Source organism: Limnohabitans simekii (SeqCode), from assembly GCF_965234735.1.
GTDB classification, from domain to species: Bacteria; Pseudomonadota; Gammaproteobacteria; order Burkholderiales; family Burkholderiaceae_C; genus Limnohabitans; species Limnohabitans simekii.
The window spans coordinates 297,833-315,376 of the sequence record NZ_OZ248543.1 but is presented as its reverse complement, the minus strand read 5'-3'; the positions used below and the strand labels follow the sequence as shown (position 1 = coordinate 315,376).

Here is a 17,544-nt window from a genome sequence, read left to right as displayed (position 1 = left end):
AAGATGAAACGCACTTACCAGCCCTCCAAAACGCGCCGTGCGCGCACCCATGGCTTTTTGGTCCGCATGAAAACCCGCGGAGGCCGCGCCGTGATCAACGCACGCCGCGCCAAAGGCCGCAAACGCCTGGCCGTCTAAACCCATTGACCGGCGGCGTGGAAAAAATCACGCATCGTTCGGATTTTGATGCGGTCATGGCAACCGGCGTTGCCGCCAGAACGGTGCATTTCGCATTGCATCAGCAGGTGAACGTCGACAACCCGCGCATTGGCGCGGTTGTGCCCAAGCGGCTCGCCAAAAGAGCGGTCACGCGCAACACCATCAAACGTCAAATCTATGCAACTGCGTTCATGAGAACCAACCCCTCGACAGCTGCGCATGTGGTTCGTTTGCGCAAAGAATTCGACCGCCAATTCTTCAAGAGCGCAACCTCCGTTCGCCTCAAACAAGCCTTGCGCGAAGAGCTGCAGCAATTGTTTGCACAAGTGGCGCAAACATGATGCGTGCCATCTTGATCGCCTTGGTCAAAGCCTATCGCTTGTTGCTCAGCCCCTGGCTGGGCTCCTCTTGCCGCTTTGAGCCAACCTGTTCCTTGTATGCCATTGGCGCGCTGCAACAGCATGGCGCTGCCAGCGGTGGCTACCTCACTCTTCGACGCCTCTTGCGTTGTCATCCTTGGTGTGCTGGTGGACACGACCCCGTGCCAGCCACCCTGTTCAAGTCGTCATGGTTCAAAGGCCCGACGACACCCCCGTCTTCTTCAGAAACAACGTCGCCATGAACGAAATTCGCCGCATCATCCTTTGGTTGGTCTTTATCTTTTCACTGGCACTGTTGTGGGACCAATGGGAGATCAGCCATGGCAGAAAACCCATGTTCATGCCCAGCCCAACAAAAGCGACGCAAACTGCACCAGCCGCTGCAACCTCCAGCGATGCCGCAACACCGCCCGCTGTTGCCAACAACACGGCCGTGCCCCAGCCTGACAACAACAGCAGCAACACCATCAAGAGCGAGCGTGTCGAAATCAGCACCGATGTGTTGAAGTTGACGTTTGACACGCAAGGCGGCAGTTTGCTGCGCGCTGAATTGTTAAAGCATGCGGATATCCTGCGGCCCGGCCAGAACGTGGTGCTGTTTGACGACAGCAAAGAGCGGGTTTACTTGGGACAAACCGGGCTGATTGGCAGCACCTCTTCTGAAGCTTGGCCGACACACAAATCAGCAATGCGTTTTTCTGGCCCCACCGCGCTCAAGGAGGGTGAAGATCAGCTGACGTTCCAGTTCCAGTCGCTAGACGCTGGTGATGTGTCTTTGGTCAAAACCTACACGCTCACGCGCGGCAGCTATGTCCTGAAGCTGCAGCATGACATCACCAACAATTCCGCCGCTGCCATCAGCCCGCAGCTTTATGTCCAATTGGTGCGCGATGGCAACAAGCTTGAGGGAGAGTCTGCTTTTTATTCCACCTTCACCGGCCCGGCTGTTTTCACCAACGAAAAGAAATATCAAAAAGTAGATTTTGAGGACATTGAAAAAGGCGAAGCTGATTTTGAGAAGCAAACCAGCCAAGGCTATGTGGCCATGGTGCAGCATTACTTTGCCTCAGCATGGCTGCTGGATGATGCACAAAACCGCACCAACTTCGCCCGCAAGATAGACACCAACTTGTATGCTGTGGGCATGGTCGCGCCTTTGGCCAGCATCGGCCCGGGCGACAAACTCAGCCACACGGCCCGCTTGTTTGCGGGTCCCCAAGAAGAAAAAATTCTCGAAGCCACCTATGTTGGCTTGGAGCTGGTGAAAGACTATGGATGGCTCACCATCTTGTCAAAACCTCTCTACTGGCTGCTGTATGAGTTGAATCGCTTGATCAACAACTGGGGTTGGTCGATTGTGGCCTTGGTCGTGGTTTTAAAGGCCGCTTTTTACTGGTTGAATGCACAAGCCTATAGAAGCATGGGCAAAATGAAAGCCATCAATCCAAAAATCATGGAAATGCGCGAACGTCTGAAAGACAACCCGCAACAAATGCAAACGGAGATGATGAAAATCTACCGAGAAGAAAAGGTCAACCCGCTGGGCGGTTGTTTGCCTATCCTGGTACAAATCCCATTTTTCATTGCGCTGTATTGGGTCTTGTTGTCATCGGTGGAAATGAGAAACGCGCCGTGGATTGGATGGATCTCGGATTTGGCCGCACCCGACCCCTGGTTCATCTTGCCGGTTTTGATGACGGTCACCTCTGTTTTCCAAACCTGGCTCAACCCCACACCGCCAGACCCCATTCAAGCCAAATTGATGTGGTTCATGCCCGTGGCCTTTGGCGTGATGTTCTTTTTCTTTCCAGCGGGCTTGGTGCTTTACTGGTTGACCAACAACATCTTGTCGATTGCCCAACAATGGATGATCAACAAGCAGCTGGGTTTGCACAAGTAAGACTTCCCTCACATGAGACGCAAACATGCTGGCTCATCGTGATGACCCGATCATGGCGATCGCCACCGCCTCTGGGCGAGGAGCGGTGGGCGTGGTGCGCATCAGCGGCCAGGACCTGAAAGCCTACGCACAGGCCTTGTGTCAGCAAACTTTGCTGCCGCGTCATGCTCATTTGCTGATGTTGAAAGATGACCAAGGTCAGGCCTTGGACCAGGTTTTGGCACTTTATTTCCCAGCGCCCAACAGTTACACCGGTGAAGATGTGTTGGAGTTGCAGGGCCATGGCGGCACCGTGGTCATGCACATGGTGATGGCGCGATGCCTCTCTTTGGCGCAATCAACCAATCTTGACGGCAAGCACTGGCTACCGCGCTTGCGCATGGCCCAAGCCGGTGAATTCACGCAGCGGGCCTACCTGAACCAAAAGCTCGATTTGGCGCAAGCCGAAGCGGTGGCCGATTTGATCGATGCCAACACCGAAGCGGCGGTGCGCAGCGCCGGGCGCTCCATGCAAGGCGCGTTCTCGGATCAAGTCCAGGCATTGAAAAACGCACTCGTGCATTTGCGGGTGCAGATCGAAGCCTGTTTGGACTTTCCGGAAGAAGACTTGGATTTCATCCACGAGATGCAAGTCGCACAGCAACTGCAAACCCTGTTGACCAACACGGCGGCTTTGGCTGCCCATGCCAAGCAAGGCGCCTTGTTGCGGGACGGCTTGAAGCTGGTCATCGCTGGGCAACCCAATGCGGGTAAAAGCTCTTTGCTCAACGCCTTGGCGGGTGCCGAGTTGGCCATCGTGACGCCGATTGCTGGGACCACCCGTGATGTGCTGAGCCAGTCGATTCAGATTGAAGGCGTGCCCATCCATGTGTTGGACACCGCTGGTTTGCGCGACCATGCACAAGCCGATGAAGTGGAACAAATCGGCATGGAACGCGCCTGGGCCCAAATCAAACAAGCTGACATCGTTGTATTGCTCAATGATGTGGCGCGAACAGATGAGGCCTACCACCAGCAACAAGCGCAACTGCAGCAAGACATCGAGGCCTTGCTGCCCAAGCACACCAGTTTGCTGCTGGTCGACAACAAATGCGACATGCTGAGAACCACCACGCGCAGCCAAGCTGTGCAAATATCAGCTCAAAAGGGCATGGGGTTGGATGCATTGCGCACCAAAATCTTGCAGTTGGCGGGTTGGCAAACCGGCGCCCAAGACGGCGTGTTCACAGCGCGAGTGCGTCATTTGGAAGCCTTGGCGGTGGTGTTGCAACATCTGCAGGCGGCGACGCGGCTGTTGGACAACCCCAGGCCAGCATTGGATTTGTTGGCCGAAGAATGCCGATTGGCCCAACAAAGTTTGTCCAGCCTGACCGGTGAATTCAGCGCAGACGACTTGTTGGGTGACATTTTTTCCAACTTTTGCATTGGCAAATAACACCAGCCACTGATCGCATAATAGAAAACATGAAGCCTTTGAACGCCGAACAACAAACGCATCTGCTGAACCTGGGGCGACAAACCTTGGCCATCGAAGCCGAGGCGGTGCTCAAGATGCAGCAACGCTTGGGCGAATCTTTCATACAAACGGTTCAAGCGGTGTTGTCGGTGCGTGGCCGAGTCGTTGTCATGGGCATGGGCAAAAGCGGCCACATTGGGCGCAAGATTGCCGCCACCTTGGCCTCTACCGGCACCCCCGCCTTTTTTGTGCACCCTGCTGAAGCCAGCCATGGGGACCTCGGCATGGTGACCCGGGATGATTTGGTGATGGCCCTGTCCAACAGTGGCGAAAGCGAAGAACTCTCGGCTATTTTGCCCATCATCAAAAGACAAGGCATGGTGTTGGTGGCCATCACCGGCAACACCCAATCCACATTGGCACAACACGCCACCTATGTGCTCGACAGCAGCGTGGACAAAGAAGCCTGCCCCATGAACTTGGCGCCGACGGCCAGCACCACGGCGCAATTGGCGCTGGGCGACGCCTTGGCGGTGGCGATTTTGGATGCACGTGGTTTCAAAGCCGACGACTTTGCGCGTTCACACCCCGGCGGCAGTTTGGGCAGGCGTTTACTCACGCATGTGAGCGATGTGATGCGCCACGGGGATGCTGTGCCCGGCGTGTTGCCTCAGGCGACTTTCAGCGAGCTGATGCGCGAGATGAGCCACAAGGGCATGGGCGCCTCGGCCGTGGTGGATGCGCAAGGCCATGTGTTGGGCATCTTCACCGATGGCGACTTGCGTCGCTTGATTGAAAAAGGCCAAGACCTGCGCCAACTCACTGCCGGCGATGTGATGCACCCGCAACCCAGCACCATCAAAGACAGCGCGTTGGCGGCTGAAGCTGCGGAATTGATGGAGCTCAAACGCATCACCAGTGTGTTGGTGGTGAACGCGCAAAACCAACTCTGCGGCTTCGTCAACAGCAACGATCTGATGCGGGCCAAGGTGATTTGATGGACATGTTTCCGCCTGCAATCTTGCAACGCGCCAAGGACATTCGCGTCTTGTTGTTGGATGTCGATGGCGTCCTCACCGATGGCGGTTTGTATTTCACAGAAAACGGCGAAACCAGCAAACGTTTCAACACCTTGGATGGCCACGGCTTGAAGTTGTTGCAACGCGCAGGCGTGGAGCCTGTCATCATCACGGGGCGCGACAGCGCCGCGCTGCGGGTGCGCTTGAACGCGCTCAACATTCAGCATGCGCATTTCGGCGTGGAAGACAAGCACAGTGCCGCACATTCCGCTTTGCAAAACTTGGGCTTGTCGTGGGCGCAAACAGCGGCCATGGGCGACGATTGGCCCGACCTGCCCATGCTCTTGCCCAGCGCCTTGGCCTGTGCGCCGCCCAATGCGCACCGCGAGGTGTTGTCGCGGGTGCATTGGGTCACCCAAGCGCCAGCGGGGCATGGTGCGGTGCGCGAAGTGTGTGATTTGTTGCTGCAAGCACGCGGCGATTACGCAGCACTGCTGAACCAGGTTGTGTTGTGAATCTCAACAGCTTGCCCATGGCCCGAACGGTTGTGACGCCTTGGCAGCGGCTGCGCCAAGTTGGCAACCATGTCTTTGCATGGTTGCCGATGTTGTTGTTGATCGCTGGCTTGTTGTGGTCCGTCTGGTTGGTGCGCAGCACGCCCGCCACGGACCCACTGCCTGCAGTCAAGGTACCAACCCAAGAAGCTGATTACGATATTCGGGGCTTCACCTTGAAAATTTATGATTTGCAAGGGCAATTGAAGTCGTCGATGACAGGTGTGTCGGCGGTGCATTCACCGCAAACGCTGACCACCTTGGTTGAACAGCCAAAGGTATTGATCTACAAACAAGGACGTGTGACTTCGGCCACTGCCAACCAAGCCTTGGCCAATGAAGATGGCTCAGAGGTGCAGCTGATGGGCAAGGCCCTGATTTACCGAGAACCCTCAGAAGATGCGCCGCAAGCATTCGAGATGCGCAGCGAGTTTTTGCATTTGTTCGCCAACACCGATGTGGTTCAAACCGATCTTCCCGTTGAGATCAAAAGAGGTGACAACAGTTTCAAGGCCAACAGCATGCATGCGGACAATTTGAACCAAGTGTTGGGCATGACAGGCCGCGTCAAAGCGGTGTTGCATCCGAACAAAGAGGAATAAAAAAAGGCCTCCGAAGAGGCCTTTGTTGATCGGGGCAGATCAGTACTCGTTGCGACCACCGCCGCCGTAGCCGCCGCCGCCTTCGCGTCGACCACCACCACCGCCGCCACCGTAGCCGCCGCCGCCTTCACGACGACCACCACCGCCGCCGCCGCCGTAACCGCCGCCACCACCACCGCCGCCGCCGTAGCCACCGCCGCCACTGCGGGGAGGACGCGGTTCCATGGGACGCGCTTCGTTCACAACGAGGCTGCGACCACCCAGGGGTTGGCCATTCATGCCGCTGATGGCGGCTTGCGCCTCAGCGTCACTGCCCATCTCGACAAAACCAAAGCCTTTGGAGCGACCCGTGTCGCGTTCCATCATGACTTTGGCGCTGGTGACGGTGCCAAATTGACCAAAAGATTGTTCCAAGTCGCCATCGCGCACGGAATACGGCAGGTTGCCAACGTACAGTTTGTTGCCCATTCAGGGACTCCATAAAAACAAATAAAAAAGCGATGGAGTCCCGATTGCACCTGTCCACGAAAGCCAAGAAGCGAAACTAGCCGATCACCCACACACTGCCTGTTCACCCTGTGAATACATGCAGTCTGGACCATTATGAAACAGAAAACTGGTTCAAAACCAAGTATTTATCCTCACTTGGTTGTGAAAACCCGCAAAAAAACCACATATCTCACCAACTCGTCTCGCGATCTGGGCTGGAATTGATTTTGTGGATGCTCAAATCCGCGCCTTCAAACTCTTCTTCTTGGCTCAGGCGAAGGCCAACAAAAAATTTCAGCAAACCATACAAGACAACCGAGCACAGCACGGCCCAAACGATGCCAAGCAAGGTGCCCAGCAGTTGCGCGGTGAAGCTCACGCCGCCCAAGCCACCCAAGCTGGTGCTGCCAAACAAACCGGCAGCGATGCCGCCCCAGGTGCCGCACAAACCATGCAAGGGCCACACGCCCAACACGTCATCGACCTTCCATTTGTTTTGCGTCCAAGTGAACATGAACACAAACAAAGCACCGGCCACGCCGCCGACCACCAAAGCGCCCAGCGGGTGCATCAGGTCCGAGCCAGCACAAACCGCCACCAAACCCGCCAACGGGCCGTTGTGCACAAAGCCCGGGTCGTTCTTGCCCAGCCAAAGCGCGGTGAGCGTGCCGCCCACCATGGCCATCAGGCTGTTGACCGCCACCAGGCCTGAAACCTTGTCGATGGTTTGGGCGCTCATCACATTGAAACCAAACCAACCGACACACAACACCCAAGCGCCCAAGGCCAGGAAAGGAATGCTGGAAGGCGGGTGGGCCGAAACAGCACCGTCTTTTTTATAGCGGTTGGCGCGTGCGCCCAGCAACAACACGGCGGGCAAGGCAATCCAGCCGCCGACCGCATGCACCACCACCGAGCCGGCGAAATCATGGAACTCGGCGCCCGTGGTCGCTTTCAGCCACGCCTGGAAACCGAAGTGCTGGTTCCAGACGATGCCTTCGAAGAAGGGGTAGATAAAGCCGACGATGACAGCGGTTGCAAACAGTTGCGGGTAAAAGCGAGCACGTTCGGCGATGCCGCCAGAGACGATGGCGGGAATGGCGGCGGCAAAGGTGAGCAAGAAGAAGAACTTCACCAGGTCATAGCCGTTGCGGTCTGCCAAGGTGGTCGCATCGACGAAAAACGTCGTGCCATAAGCCACGCTGTAGCCCACCACGAAATACGCCACGGTTGAAACGCTGAAGTCGGCCAAGATTTTGACCAAGGCATTCACCTGGTTCTTTTTGCGAACCGTGCCGAGTTCGAGAAAGGCGAAACCTGCGTGCATGGCCAAAACCATGATGGCGCCAAGCAAGATGAACAATGCGTCCGCGCCCTGTTTCAGTGCATCCATGTGACCTCCTGGGGATAGATGTTTGTTTTTGGTGCAAAAAAAGGCGCAAACATGGTTGCGCACCATTTCAAAGCAATTAGCGCACCAAATGACATCAGGTTTGCTTGAAAATCGGGCCAAGAGAGGGTGTTTGGGCACATTTCAGCGGCAAAGAGGTTTGTTGGCTTCCATGCCTAATCAGGGGCATCCAAAGCGTTTCAAGTTTTGCCAAGAAGCGAGGCTGAGAAAGAGCCCTTCGAATATTCGTTAAACTTCAAAGACAGCGCCGATTTGAATCAGCTTGCGGGCGCATTAACAAATACTGCTAAAGACGTCCGTCGATCCGGCCGCGTTTTTAGCGATGCCGGATTTTTTTTGGATGTCATTCACCGTCACGCCCCAATCCATGTCGTTCAGCCAAGCCCTGCCGCTGCAAGGCGGCGGCAGCTTGCGCGACTACCAGCTGAGCTATGAAACCTACGGCAGTTTGAACGCCGAGCGCAGCAACGCGGTGCTGATTTGCCACGCCTTGAACGCCTCGCACCATGTGGCGGGCAGTTATGCGGGTCAAGCCAAAAGCGAGGGCTGGTGGGACAACATGATTGGGCCAGGCAAACCGGTGGACACCAACCGTTTTTTTGTGATTGGCGTGAACAACCTGGGCTCGTGTTTTGGCTCCACCGGACCGATGCACACCAACCCCGACACGGGCCGCATTTATGGTGCCGACTTTCCGGTGGTGACCGTGGAAGACTGGGTGGATGCACAAGCCCGTTTGGTCGAGGCCTTGGGCATCACGCAACTGGCGGCTGTCATGGGTGGCAGCTTGGGCGGCATGCAGGCCCTGAGTTGGAGCCTGCAATACCCCGAAAAACTGCGCCATGCGGTGGTGATTGCCAGTGCGCCCAATTTGAACGCCGAGAACATTGCATTCAATGAAGTGGCGCGTCGCGCCATCGCCACCGACCCCGACTTTCATGGCGGTCATTTCTACGAACACGGCGTGGTGCCCAAACGCGGTTTGCGCATCGCCCGCATGTTGGGCCACATCACCTACCTGAGTGACGACGTGATGAACACCAAGTTTGGCCGCATGTTGCAAAGCGGCGATGTTTTGAAATACAGCACGCAAGAGATTGAATTTCAAATCGAGAGTTATTTGCGGCACCAAGGCGACAAGTTCAGCGAGTACTTTGACGCCAACACCTATTTGCTCATCACCCGGGCGCTGGATTATTTCGACCCGGCCAAAGCACATGCGCACAACCTGACCCAGGCCTTGGCCCGTGCCACTGCGCAGTTTTTGTTGGTGAGTTTCACCACCGATTGGCGTTTTGCCCCCGCCCGCAGCCGTGAAATGGTGCAAGCGCTGGTGGCCAACCAACGCGATGTGAGTTATGCCGAAATCGATGCGCCGCATGGCCACGACGCCTTCTTGTTGGACGACCCGCGCTATTTGTCGCTGGTGCGTGCCTATTTCGAGCGCATCAGCTTGGAGGCCCACGCATGAACAAGGTGCTGAAAGACGCGGTGACCCGCATGGTGCCGTATGGCAGCCGGGTGCTTGACTTGGGTTGCGGCAATGGCGAGCTGTTGGCCCACTTGCAAGCGCAGCATGGCTGCACCGGTTATGGCGTAGAAATTGACGACGCCAATGTCTTGGCCTGTGTGCAGCGCGGTGTGCAGGTGATTCAACTCAACCTGGACCAGGGCTTGGCGCTGTTTGGAGACCAAAGTTTTGATGTGGTCTTGCAAATCGACACCTTGCAGCATTTGCGCAATGCCGAAACCATGCTGCGCGAAACCGTGCGGGTGGGCCGCATGGGTGTCGTCACCTTCCCGAATTTTGCGCATTGGCCCAATCGCCTGAGTGTGTTGCAAGGCCACATGCCGGTCACCAAAAAACTGCCCTACCAGTGGTATGACACGCCCAACATCCGGGTGGGTACGTTTTCGGACTTTCGCGCCTTGGCCGAAAAAAACAATTTGCGGATTCAAGACGCCTTCGGTTTGCAAGAGTTTGGCCAAGTGCGTTGGTGGCCGAATGCGCGGGCCGCCACGGCTGTGTTTCAATTGAGCGCTGATCAACCCTGAAGAATTCATGTCCACCATTGCTGCCCATCACGCTTTCCATGCCACCACCAGCGACTGGCTGTGTGGCGACCACACCTTGGCGCGTTACCACTGGCCCTCCCCCGAACTGCCCGCCAAAGCCCAGGTGTTGTTGGTGCACGGCTTGGGCGAACACATGGGCCGCTACAACCATGTGGCCTTTGCCTTGCAAAGTGCCGGTTATGCGGTGCAGGGCTACGACCATGTCGGCCATGGCCTGTCCAGCGGCGAGCGCGGCGATGTCGCCACGCCCAACCAACTGGTGGAAGATTTAGCGGCTGTTGTGGCCGATATCCAGCACCACAAACCCCGCACGGAGCCCTTGGTCATTCTGGGTCACAGCATGGGCGGTTTGGTGGTGGCGCGTGCCTTGGGTCAGCAGGCGTGCACTGCAGACGCCGCCGTGTTGAGTGCCCCAGCGTTTGCCGCCTTCACCAACGCAGTGCAAAAACTGCTGTTGGCCACCATCCCGAAATTCTTTCCCCATTTGCGCGTGGCCAATGGCTTGCAACTGCCTTGGTTGGCGCGTGACGCGCAAGTGGTGCGGGCTTACCGCGAAGACAAACTGGTGCACGACCGCATCGCAGCGGGCTTGGCCGCTTGGATCATGGACGAAGGCGCCAAGGCGGTGCAAGACGCTGCGCAATGGCGCACACCATCACTCTTGCTTTATGCCGGTCAAGACCGTTTGGTGAATCCGCAGGGAAGCGTTGACTTTGCAGCAGCAGCCTCGCCGCAGTTTTTGCAGACCCAGTGTTTCAACGTGATGTACCACGAGATCTTCAACGATCCGGAAAAGCACCTGGTGTTCAACAAGCTGAGCACCTGGTTGGATCAGCGTTTTGCCAAGGCTTGATCGCGCTTGAGGCCGATCAGGTCCATCGCAGGCCGCCGGGGCGAGTTCTCAAAGCAATTGGGCCAACACCGCCAAGGGTGCGGTTTCGGCGCGCAACACCCTCGCCCCCAACTGCACCGGCACAAAGCCTTTGGCCAAGGCCCAGGCTTCTTCTTCAGCACTCAAACCCCCTTCCGGCCCACTCAACAGCGTGAGCTTGGACGGTGGCGTGGCCCACAGGCTGCGCCAATCTTGCGCACCGGCTTGAAACGACAACAACACGCGTGGGTGGTCAGCGGTCTCGGGCAATGATTTCAACCAATCAGCCAGCGACACCGGTGCGTCAATCTGCGGCAACCGGTTGCGCCCAGACTGCGCACACGCGGCTTGCGCAATGCCTTGCCAATGTGCTTGGCGCTTCAAGGCGCGTTCGCCGCTCAGGCGCAGCACCGTGTGTTGGGTGCTCAAGGGCGTGAGGTGTGCCACACCCAGTTCGGTGGCTTTTTCCACCAACCAATCCATGCGCTCGTTGGCGGGCATGCCCAAGGCGATGTGGGTTGCGCACACAGCTTCGCGTTCGTCGGTCTCGTGCGACAACACCTCGACGTCCACGCTGTGCTTGCCCATGTGCACCACGCGGGCCGTGTGGCTGCCGCCCAAACCGTTGAACAAACACAGCTTGTCGCCAGGCTGCATGCGCAGCACCTGCACATGGCGGGCGGCGTCATCGGGCAGTTGCAAGCTGGCGCCGACTGGCAAGTCACAAGCCGCGTGGATGCGTGGGAGTCGGTTGCTCACACGCGGCCAAACGCATAGCCGCTGACGGCTTGCTCGCCTTCAATCTGATCGAGCAAACGCAGCAGGGGTGTCAGTTCGCGGTAGCGGCTGGCGGTGGCCCGCATGTAGCCGATGAAGCGCGGCGTGTCGGCCAGGTATTTCGGCTTGCCGTCGCGCAGCGTCAGCCGCGCAAAGATACCGGCCACTTTCAGGTGCCGCTGCAAGCCCATCCACTCCACAGCGCGGTAAAACGCGCCGAAATCGGCGTGCCAGTCTGCATGGTTCATGAGGCCTAAAGCGCGGGCTTTTTCCCAATAGCGAACCGTGATGTCCAAGCAAAAGTCTTCGTCCCAGCTGGCAAAGGCGTCGCGCATCAAGCTGGCGATGTCGTAGGTGATGGGGCCATAGACCGCATCTTGAAAATCCAGCACGCCCAAACGATGTTCGGCGCTGTTGTCCGACACCATCAGGTTGCGCGGCATGAAGTCGCGGTGCACAAACACCTGGGGCGCCGCCAAGTTGTGGGCCACCAAGCGGTCAAACACGGTGTGCAGGCTTTGTTGCTGGGCGTCACTCAGTGTGATTTGTTTGTGCTGGGCCACGTACCAATCGGGGAAGAGTTGCAGTTCGCGGCGCAACAAGGCCTCGTCATAGGGGGGCAGCACATGGGGCTTGGAGGCTTGTTGCCACAGCACCAAGGCATCAACAGCTTGCAAAAACAAGGCTTGCCGTTGGGGCAGTTCAGCCTCGGCCAGCACCTGCATCATGGTGTGCGCACCCAAGTCGTCCAGCAGCATGAAGCCCCGGGGCGGGTCCCAGGCCAACACCTGCGGCGCCAGCAGGCCAGCATCGGTCATCAGCTTGGCGATGGTGACAAACGGCTGCGCGTTTTCTTTGTCGGGTGGCGCGTCCATCAGGATGAATGTGCCTGGAGTGCCCTCCACCCGAAAGTAGCGGCGAAAACTCGCGTCCGCCGATGCGACCCGCACCGAAGCGGGGTTCAAGCCGTGCGCAGGGGCGATGGCCAACAGCCAATCGGTGAAAGCTTGGCCGCGTGGCGCGTCAGACCAGCCCAAGGCGGCAACCGCGGCTTGGGGCGACAGCGCAGAGGCCGGGGTGGGGTGGGAGGTGCTCATGGATAATCCAAATTCTACAAACAGCGCTTTCGCCAGCGATTCCGTTCCCCATGCGCATGCCTTCCCCCTTGTCGATGCTTGCTGGCTTGCTGCCATGGGCTTGTCTTTGGGCGGCACAGGCTTTGGCGCAAACCGGGCCGCAGTTGCAAAGCACCGAGCAGCTGCAAAGCTTGGAGGACCCCCCAAGCACGGTGCCGGTGTTGCCCTTGAGCACGAAGGTGGCGCCCAAACTGCAACTCAAACTCAGCAGCGGCCTGACTGAAAACCTCACGCCAGCGGACAAAGAACAACTGCCGACCTATGTGCAAAGCGACCAGGTGCAAGGCCGTTCGGATTTGGCTGTGCAATTGCAAGGCAGTGTGGTGCTGCGACGAGGCGACACCTTGATTCGCGCCGACCGCCTGGACTATGACCAAGTCAATGACCGGGTGCAAGCCAGCGGCCAAGTGCACATGAACCGGGGCGGCACCCGTTACCAAGGCAGTTACCTGGACTTGGAGATAGACGCCATGAGCGGCTTTGTGTTGAAGCCACAGTTTCAAATACTGCGGGGCACGGGTCATGGTCGTGCCGAGCGAATGGACTTCATCGATGAGAAGCGATCCGTTGCCAAAAAAGCCACCTACACCACCTGCACCCGCCAACCCGGACCCTCTTGGTTTCCAGCGTGGATGATGAACGCCGAACAAATCAGTTTTGACATCGACAAAAACGAAGGCGTGGCGAAGAACGCGGTGTTGCGCTTTTTAGGCGCACCGATTTTGGCGGCGCCCAGCGTCAGCTTTCCATTGACCGAGGAGCGCAAGTCGGGGTTTTTGCCGCCGGTGTTTGGCGTGGACAGTTTGGGTGGGGTGGAAATGAGCCTGCCCTATTACCTGAACCTGGCCCCGAATCGCGACCTGACCATCACGGCCACGCCCATGACCCAGCGCGGCGTGAAATTCAGCAACGAATTCAGGTACATGGAGCGGCCCTTGCCCTTGCCGCCGTTCCAAGGCACCTCGCGCCTGGAGTTGATGCCGATGGACGATTTGCGCGACCAAGCCCGCTGGGGCTTCAGCCACAGCCATGTGGGTTGGGGCGATCTGAGTCAACCGATTGGGTTTGGCTTCACGGTGAACAGGGTCAGCGATTACAACTACTGGCGGGACTTCGCTTCGACCACCGGCGACCCGCTGGCGCAACGCATCTTGCCCAACTCTGCCAACATGACCTGGGCCCGCGGCACACTCACCACAGGGGTGAGCGTGTTGCAGTGGCAAACCATGCAAGACCCGGACCCCGCGGCGTCTATTGCCTCGCCGTTTGACCGCATGCCACAACTCAATGCCAATTATTTGCGTGCCGATTTACCCGGCGGCTTCGATTGGAACCTGGCCGGTGAGCTGACCCGATTCACGGTGGACCGTTCCACCTATTGCACTTACAACCCAGGCAGCGCTTACTGCTACCAACCGAATGCCGCCCGCATCGTGGTGCACAACCAGTTGGCGCGGCCCATCTTGGTGCCCTATGGGTACTTGACGCCCAAGCTGATGTTGCAAGCGCGGCAGTACCAGTATGAAAACAATTACAGCGGGATTTATGGCGACCGCCGCCAACCCAGTTTGTCCGAGGGTGTGGCCGTGCCCACCTTCAGCTTGGACACCGGCGCGGTGCTGGAGCGGCGCACCAGTTTGTTTGGCAGCAATTGGACCCAAACCCTGGAGCCCCGGGCGTTTTACGTGCACACCTTGTACCGGGATCAAAACGACTTGCCCAATTACGACACCGGTTTCAATGACTTCAACTTCGCCACCGTGTTCACCGAGAACGCGTTTTCTGGCGCCGACCGCATCTCGGACAGCCACACCTTCACCATGGGTGCCACCTCGCGCTTGATCAACCCCGACACCGGTGCCGAGGGGGCGCGGTTTGGTGTTGCGCAGCGGCTGCGCTTGAGCGATCAACGGGTGTTGTTGACACCCAGGGATGCCCCTGTTTCAGGCACCTTCAGCGACATCTTGGGCGGTGCCAGCCTGTACCTGACGCCGCGCTTGTCCTTGGACAGCATGGTGCAGTACAACCAAGAATTGAAGCTGTCTGAAAAATCATCGCTGGGGGCGCGTTTCAGCCCGACCAGCTACCGCACCGTCACGGCCTCTTATCGGTTTCAGCGCGATTCTTCGGAAACGGTGGACCTGTCTTGGCAATGGCCGGTCAATGATTTGTGGGCCGACTTTGGCGTGGATGCCCAGCAAGGCAAGGGTTTGGGTGAGAACCGCTGGTACACCTTGGGCCGCTTGAACTACAGCATGAAAGAACAGCGTTTGATGGAGTCCTTGCTGGGCTTTGAATTCGACGCTGGCTGCTGGGTGGCACGTTATGCCCTGACCCGCACCCAAATTTCACAGGACAGCTCCACCACCCGCTTGATGTTCCAATTGGAACTGAATGATTTTTCCCGTTTGGGCGTGGGCGCCTTGTCCTCGGTCAAAGACAATATCTCGCGCTATCAAAATCTGCGCGAACCCTTGAAATTCACACCCAGCCGATTTGGTCAATATGAATGAACGCCGCTTGCAAGCCACTTTGAAACACACCTTTTGGGGTGCCTTGGTCCTGAGCTGTTGGCTCAGTCCCGGGGCCTGGGCGCAAACCCTCAAGCCCTCGCAACCCGTGCCCGCCAAGTCCAGCAGCGGCTTGAGCGTGCGCAACCCCGCCGCCGCCTTGTCCACCATCACCCTGGACGCCGCCGCGCCCAAGGCCCTGGATTTCATCGTTGCCGTGGTTGACAACGAGCCGATCACCAACCTCGAGGTGAACCGCTTGGTGTCCTTGGCCGACCCGTCCGCCGCCAAAATGAACCGCAGCGCCTTGTTGCTCGAAGCCTTGGAAACCTTGATTGATGAAACCGCCCAACTGAATGTGGCACGGCAAGCCGGTATCCAAGTGCCACCCGATGAACTCGAGCAAGCCTTGGCCAGCACGGCGCAGCGCAACCAAATCAGCGTCGATGACATGCGCCAGCGGTTGAAAGAGCAAGGCGTGTCCTGGGAACAGTACCGCAGCCAAATCCGCCGCCAAATCATGTTGCAGCGGGTGCGCGAGCGCGAGGTGAGCGGGCGCATCAAGATCCAAGACTTTGAAGTGGACGCGTTTTTGCGCGAACAAAGCCAGGCCAATGTTGGCAAACCTGCCGATATCCACATCGCCCACATCTTGATAGCCGTGCCCGAAAAAGCCAACGGTGATGAAGTGGCGCAGTTGCTCACCAAGGCCGATGACTTGTTGAAAAAAGCCAAGGCGGGCCAAGACTTTGGCAAGCTCGCCGCGCAGTTTTCACAGGCCCCCGACCGCAACAACGGCGGTCAGCTGGGCTTGCGCAGCCCCGATCGCTACCCCAGCTTGTTTGCCGATGCGGTCAAGGGTTTGGCGGTGGGCGAGGTCACCGGCCCGGTGCGCTCTGGTGCAGGCTTTCATTTGCTCAAACTCATCGAGCGGCGCAATGCAGGCGATTTGCCATCGACCGTCACCCAAACCCGGGCTCGGCATATTTTGTTGCGCCCGGGCGGCCAGCTCAGCCAAGACGCGGCCCGCGCCAAACTGGCCAGCTACCGCAAACAGGTGGAAACCGGTTTGGCCAAGTTTGAAGATTTGGCGCGTGACCATTCGCAAGACGGCTCTGCCAACCAAGGCGGCGATCTCGGCTGGGCCAACCCCGGCATGATGGTGCCCGAGTTCGAGGCCGCCATGGCCAAGCTCGCGCCCGGCCAAGTGGGCGATCCCTTGGTGTCGCGCTTTGGTGTGCACCTGATTCAGGTGCTGGAGCGCCGCGAAGCGCCTTTGAGCGTGCGAGACCAGCAAAACTTGGCCCGCAACGTGTTGCGCGAGCGCAAGTTTGACGAGGCCTACAAAAACTGGGAGCGCGAAGTGCGCGGCCGCGCTTATGTGGAATACCGTGAAACGCCGCAATAAGCGCACCGCCTGATGGCGCAGCATCATGCGCGAAAGCGATTTGGCCAGCACTTTCTGACCGACGGCGCGGTCATCGACCAGATCCTGCAAGCCATCGCGCCCCAGCCTGGTGACGCCATGGTGGAAATCGGCCCCGGATTGGCCGCCATGACACAGCCTTTGGTGGAGCGACTGGGCCACTTGAACGTGATTGAACTCGACCGCGATTTGGCCCTGCGTTTGCGCCAGCACCCGCAGCTCTCTGTGACCGAAGCCGATGTTTTGAACGTGGACTTCACCGCGCTGGCGGCCTCTTTGCAAACCCAGCAGATGCGCGTGGTCGGCAACCTGCCCTACAACATCTCCACACCCATTTTGTTTCACCTGCTCGACCATGTGGCGGTGGTGAAAGACCAGCATTTCATGCTGCAAAAAGAAGTGGTCGAGCGCATGGTGGCAGCACCTTCCACCGCCAACTACGGCCGCTTGAGCGTGATGCTGCAATGGCGTTACGACATGGAGATGGTCTTGTTGGTCGGGCCACAAGCCTTCGACCCGCCGCCGCGCGTCGACAGCGCCGTGGTGCGCATGACGCCTTGGCCGCAACCCGCCGACGTGCAGCTCAAGCTGTTGAGCGAGTTGGTGCAAGTGGCGTTCAGTCAGCGCCGCAAACTGCTGCGCCACACCTTGGGCCAATGGCTAGAGGCCCGGGCTTTCAGCGGCGTGTTTGATGTGAAACGCCGCGCCGAAGAAGTGGCGGTGGCGGAGTATGTGGCGCTTACGCAGGCGCTGACCACCAAGGCCTGAAGCGTTCTTG

17 protein-coding genes and 1 pseudogene are annotated in these 17,544 nt (G+C 58.2%); 14 read left to right on the top strand and 4 right to left on the bottom strand.

Annotation, left to right across the window (positions count from 1 at the left end):
- The first annotated feature begins 3 nt into the window (after window positions 1–3).
- The 8 genes from rpmH to lptC are packed head-to-tail and all read left to right on the top strand — an operon-like array spanning window position 4 to window position 6,070.
- On the top strand, window positions 4–138 hold the full coding sequence (gene rpmH / locus AC8GFP_RS10430; RefSeq protein WP_005798102.1) for a 50S ribosomal protein L34: 135 nt from the start codon (window positions 4–6) through the stop codon (window positions 136–138).
- Between the two features lie 17 nt (window positions 139–155).
- A complete protein-coding gene (locus AC8GFP_RS10425) occupies window positions 156–500 on the top strand; it encodes a ribonuclease P protein component (protein ID WP_506612905.1) in 345 nt (114 codons plus the stop codon).
- On the top strand, window positions 497–781 hold the full coding sequence (gene yidD / locus AC8GFP_RS10420) for a membrane protein insertion efficiency factor YidD (RefSeq protein ID WP_506612903.1): 285 nt from the start codon (window positions 497–499) through the stop codon (window positions 779–781). The genes AC8GFP_RS10425 and yidD overlap by 4 nt, the downstream gene beginning before the upstream one ends.
- Window positions 778–2,439, top strand: a complete 1,662-nt coding sequence (gene yidC, locus AC8GFP_RS10415) for a membrane protein insertase YidC (protein ID WP_506612901.1) — start codon at window positions 778–780, stop codon at window positions 2,437–2,439. The genes yidD and yidC overlap by 4 nt, the downstream gene beginning before the upstream one ends.
- Before the next feature lie 25 nt (window positions 2,440–2,464).
- A complete protein-coding gene (mnmE, locus tag AC8GFP_RS10410; RefSeq protein WP_506612899.1) occupies window positions 2,465–3,874 on the top strand; it encodes a tRNA uridine-5-carboxymethylaminomethyl(34) synthesis GTPase MnmE in 1,410 nt (469 codons plus the stop codon).
- 29 nt (window positions 3,875–3,903) lie between these two features.
- Window positions 3,904–4,893, top strand: a complete 990-nt coding sequence (locus tag AC8GFP_RS10405; protein ID WP_506612897.1) for a KpsF/GutQ family sugar-phosphate isomerase — start codon at window positions 3,904–3,906, stop codon at window positions 4,891–4,893.
- Window positions 4,894–4,898: 5 nt separating this feature from the next.
- On the top strand, window positions 4,899–5,429 hold the full coding sequence (locus tag AC8GFP_RS10400) for a KdsC family phosphatase (protein ID WP_506612895.1): 531 nt from the start codon (window positions 4,899–4,901) through the stop codon (window positions 5,427–5,429).
- Window positions 5,430–5,446: 17 nt separating this feature from the next.
- A complete protein-coding gene (gene lptC / locus AC8GFP_RS10395; RefSeq protein ID WP_506612893.1) occupies window positions 5,447–6,070 on the top strand; it encodes an LPS export ABC transporter periplasmic protein LptC in 624 nt (207 codons plus the stop codon).
- A gap of 54 nt (window positions 6,071–6,124) precedes the next feature.
- Here lptC and rbp read toward each other — a convergent pair.
- Window positions 6,125–6,538: pseudogene (gene rbp, locus AC8GFP_RS10390) on the bottom strand (RNA-binding regulator); the annotation flags it as partial.
- A 211-nt stretch (window positions 6,539–6,749) separates the two neighbouring features.
- Window positions 6,750–7,952 (bottom strand): ammonium transporter, encoded by a 1,203-nt coding sequence (locus tag AC8GFP_RS10385; protein WP_506612891.1) that lies wholly within the window; start codon window positions 7,950–7,952, stop codon window positions 6,750–6,752.
- A 358-nt stretch (window positions 7,953–8,310) separates the two neighbouring features.
- On the opposite strand from AC8GFP_RS10385, the gene metX reads away from it, so the two are divergent.
- The 3 genes from metX to AC8GFP_RS10370 are packed head-to-tail and all read left to right on the top strand — an operon-like array spanning window position 8,311 to window position 10,899.
- Window positions 8,311–9,441, top strand: coding sequence for a homoserine O-succinyltransferase MetX (gene metX / locus AC8GFP_RS10380; RefSeq protein ID WP_506612889.1), 1,131 nt, complete (start codon window positions 8,311–8,313; stop codon window positions 9,439–9,441).
- On the top strand, window positions 9,438–10,025 hold the full coding sequence (metW, locus tag AC8GFP_RS10375) for a methionine biosynthesis protein MetW (protein ID WP_506612887.1): 588 nt from the start codon (window positions 9,438–9,440) through the stop codon (window positions 10,023–10,025). The genes metX and metW overlap by 4 nt, the downstream gene beginning before the upstream one ends.
- Window positions 10,026–10,032: 7 nt before the next feature.
- The gene (locus AC8GFP_RS10370; RefSeq protein ID WP_506612885.1) at window positions 10,033–10,899 is read left to right on the top strand and encodes an alpha/beta hydrolase; all 867 of its coding nucleotides are present in this window, start codon (window positions 10,033–10,035) and stop codon (window positions 10,897–10,899) included.
- A 48-nt stretch (window positions 10,900–10,947) separates the two neighbouring features.
- Here the strand turns inward: AC8GFP_RS10370 and AC8GFP_RS10365 are convergent, their stop codons facing one another.
- Together AC8GFP_RS10365 and AC8GFP_RS10360 are read right to left on the bottom strand one after the other, a co-directional pair.
- Window positions 10,948–11,676: a 16S rRNA (uracil(1498)-N(3))-methyltransferase gene (locus AC8GFP_RS10365; RefSeq protein ID WP_506612883.1), complete on the bottom strand. Its 729-nt coding sequence runs from the start codon at window positions 11,674–11,676 to the stop codon at window positions 10,948–10,950.
- Window positions 11,673–12,791 (bottom strand): aminoglycoside phosphotransferase family protein, encoded by a 1,119-nt coding sequence (locus AC8GFP_RS10360; protein WP_506612880.1) that lies wholly within the window; start codon window positions 12,789–12,791, stop codon window positions 11,673–11,675. Before AC8GFP_RS10360 ends, AC8GFP_RS10365 begins: the two co-directional genes overlap by 4 nt.
- Window positions 12,792–12,841: 50 nt before the next feature.
- On the opposite strand from AC8GFP_RS10360, the gene AC8GFP_RS10355 reads away from it, so the two are divergent.
- Genes AC8GFP_RS10355 through rsmA form a run of 3 tightly spaced genes read left to right on the top strand, consistent with a single transcriptional unit; the run spans window position 12,842 to window position 17,534 of the window.
- Window positions 12,842–15,343 (top strand): LPS-assembly protein LptD, encoded by a 2,502-nt coding sequence (locus AC8GFP_RS10355; protein WP_506612878.1) that lies wholly within the window; start codon window positions 12,842–12,844, stop codon window positions 15,341–15,343.
- Window positions 15,336–16,748 carry a peptidylprolyl isomerase gene (locus tag AC8GFP_RS10350; protein ID WP_506612876.1) on the top strand — a complete coding sequence of 471 codons (1,413 nt, stop codon included), beginning with the start codon at window positions 15,336–15,338 and terminating at the stop codon, window positions 16,746–16,748. Before AC8GFP_RS10355 ends, AC8GFP_RS10350 begins: the two co-directional genes overlap by 8 nt.
- A gap of 12 nt (window positions 16,749–16,760) precedes the next feature.
- A complete protein-coding gene (gene rsmA / locus AC8GFP_RS10345; RefSeq protein WP_506612874.1) occupies window positions 16,761–17,534 on the top strand; it encodes a 16S rRNA (adenine(1518)-N(6)/adenine(1519)-N(6))-dimethyltransferase RsmA in 774 nt (257 codons plus the stop codon).
- Window positions 17,535–17,544: the final 10 nt, after the last annotated feature.

Excerpts from the sequence above, each read along its gene's own strand:
- AC8GFP_RS10385 (WP_506612891.1), bottom strand. The coding sequence starts at position 7,952 with ATGGATGCACTGAAACAGGGCGCGGACGCATTGTTCATCTTGCTTGGC.
- yidC (WP_506612901.1), top strand. The coding sequence starts at position 778 with ATGAACGAAATTCGCCGCATCATCCTTTGGTTGGTCTTTATCTTTTCA.
- rpmH (WP_005798102.1), top strand. The coding sequence starts at position 4 with ATGAAACGCACTTACCAGCCCTCCAAAACGCGCCGTGCGCGCACCCAT.
- rsmA (WP_506612874.1), top strand. The coding sequence starts at position 16,761 with ATGGCGCAGCATCATGCGCGAAAGCGATTTGGCCAGCACTTTCTGACC.
- AC8GFP_RS10400 (WP_506612895.1), top strand. The coding sequence starts at position 4,899 with ATGTTTCCGCCTGCAATCTTGCAACGCGCCAAGGACATTCGCGTCTTG.
- AC8GFP_RS10350 (WP_506612876.1), top strand. The coding sequence starts at position 15,336 with ATGAATGAACGCCGCTTGCAAGCCACTTTGAAACACACCTTTTGGGGT.
- mnmE (WP_506612899.1), top strand. The coding sequence starts at position 2,465 with ATGCTGGCTCATCGTGATGACCCGATCATGGCGATCGCCACCGCCTCT.
- AC8GFP_RS10405 (WP_506612897.1), top strand. The coding sequence starts at position 3,904 with ATGAAGCCTTTGAACGCCGAACAACAAACGCATCTGCTGAACCTGGGG.
- metW (WP_506612887.1), top strand. The coding sequence starts at position 9,438 with ATGAACAAGGTGCTGAAAGACGCGGTGACCCGCATGGTGCCGTATGGC.
- AC8GFP_RS10355 (WP_506612878.1), top strand. The coding sequence starts at position 12,842 with ATGCGCATGCCTTCCCCCTTGTCGATGCTTGCTGGCTTGCTGCCATGG.
- AC8GFP_RS10370 (WP_506612885.1), top strand. The coding sequence starts at position 10,033 with ATGTCCACCATTGCTGCCCATCACGCTTTCCATGCCACCACCAGCGAC.
- yidD (WP_506612903.1), top strand. The coding sequence starts at position 497 with ATGATGCGTGCCATCTTGATCGCCTTGGTCAAAGCCTATCGCTTGTTG.
- metX (WP_506612889.1), top strand. The coding sequence starts at position 8,311 with ATGTCATTCACCGTCACGCCCCAATCCATGTCGTTCAGCCAAGCCCTG.
- AC8GFP_RS10360 (WP_506612880.1), bottom strand. The coding sequence starts at position 12,791 with ATGAGCACCTCCCACCCCACCCCGGCCTCTGCGCTGTCGCCCCAAGCC.
- lptC (WP_506612893.1), top strand. The coding sequence starts at position 5,447 with ATGGCCCGAACGGTTGTGACGCCTTGGCAGCGGCTGCGCCAAGTTGGC.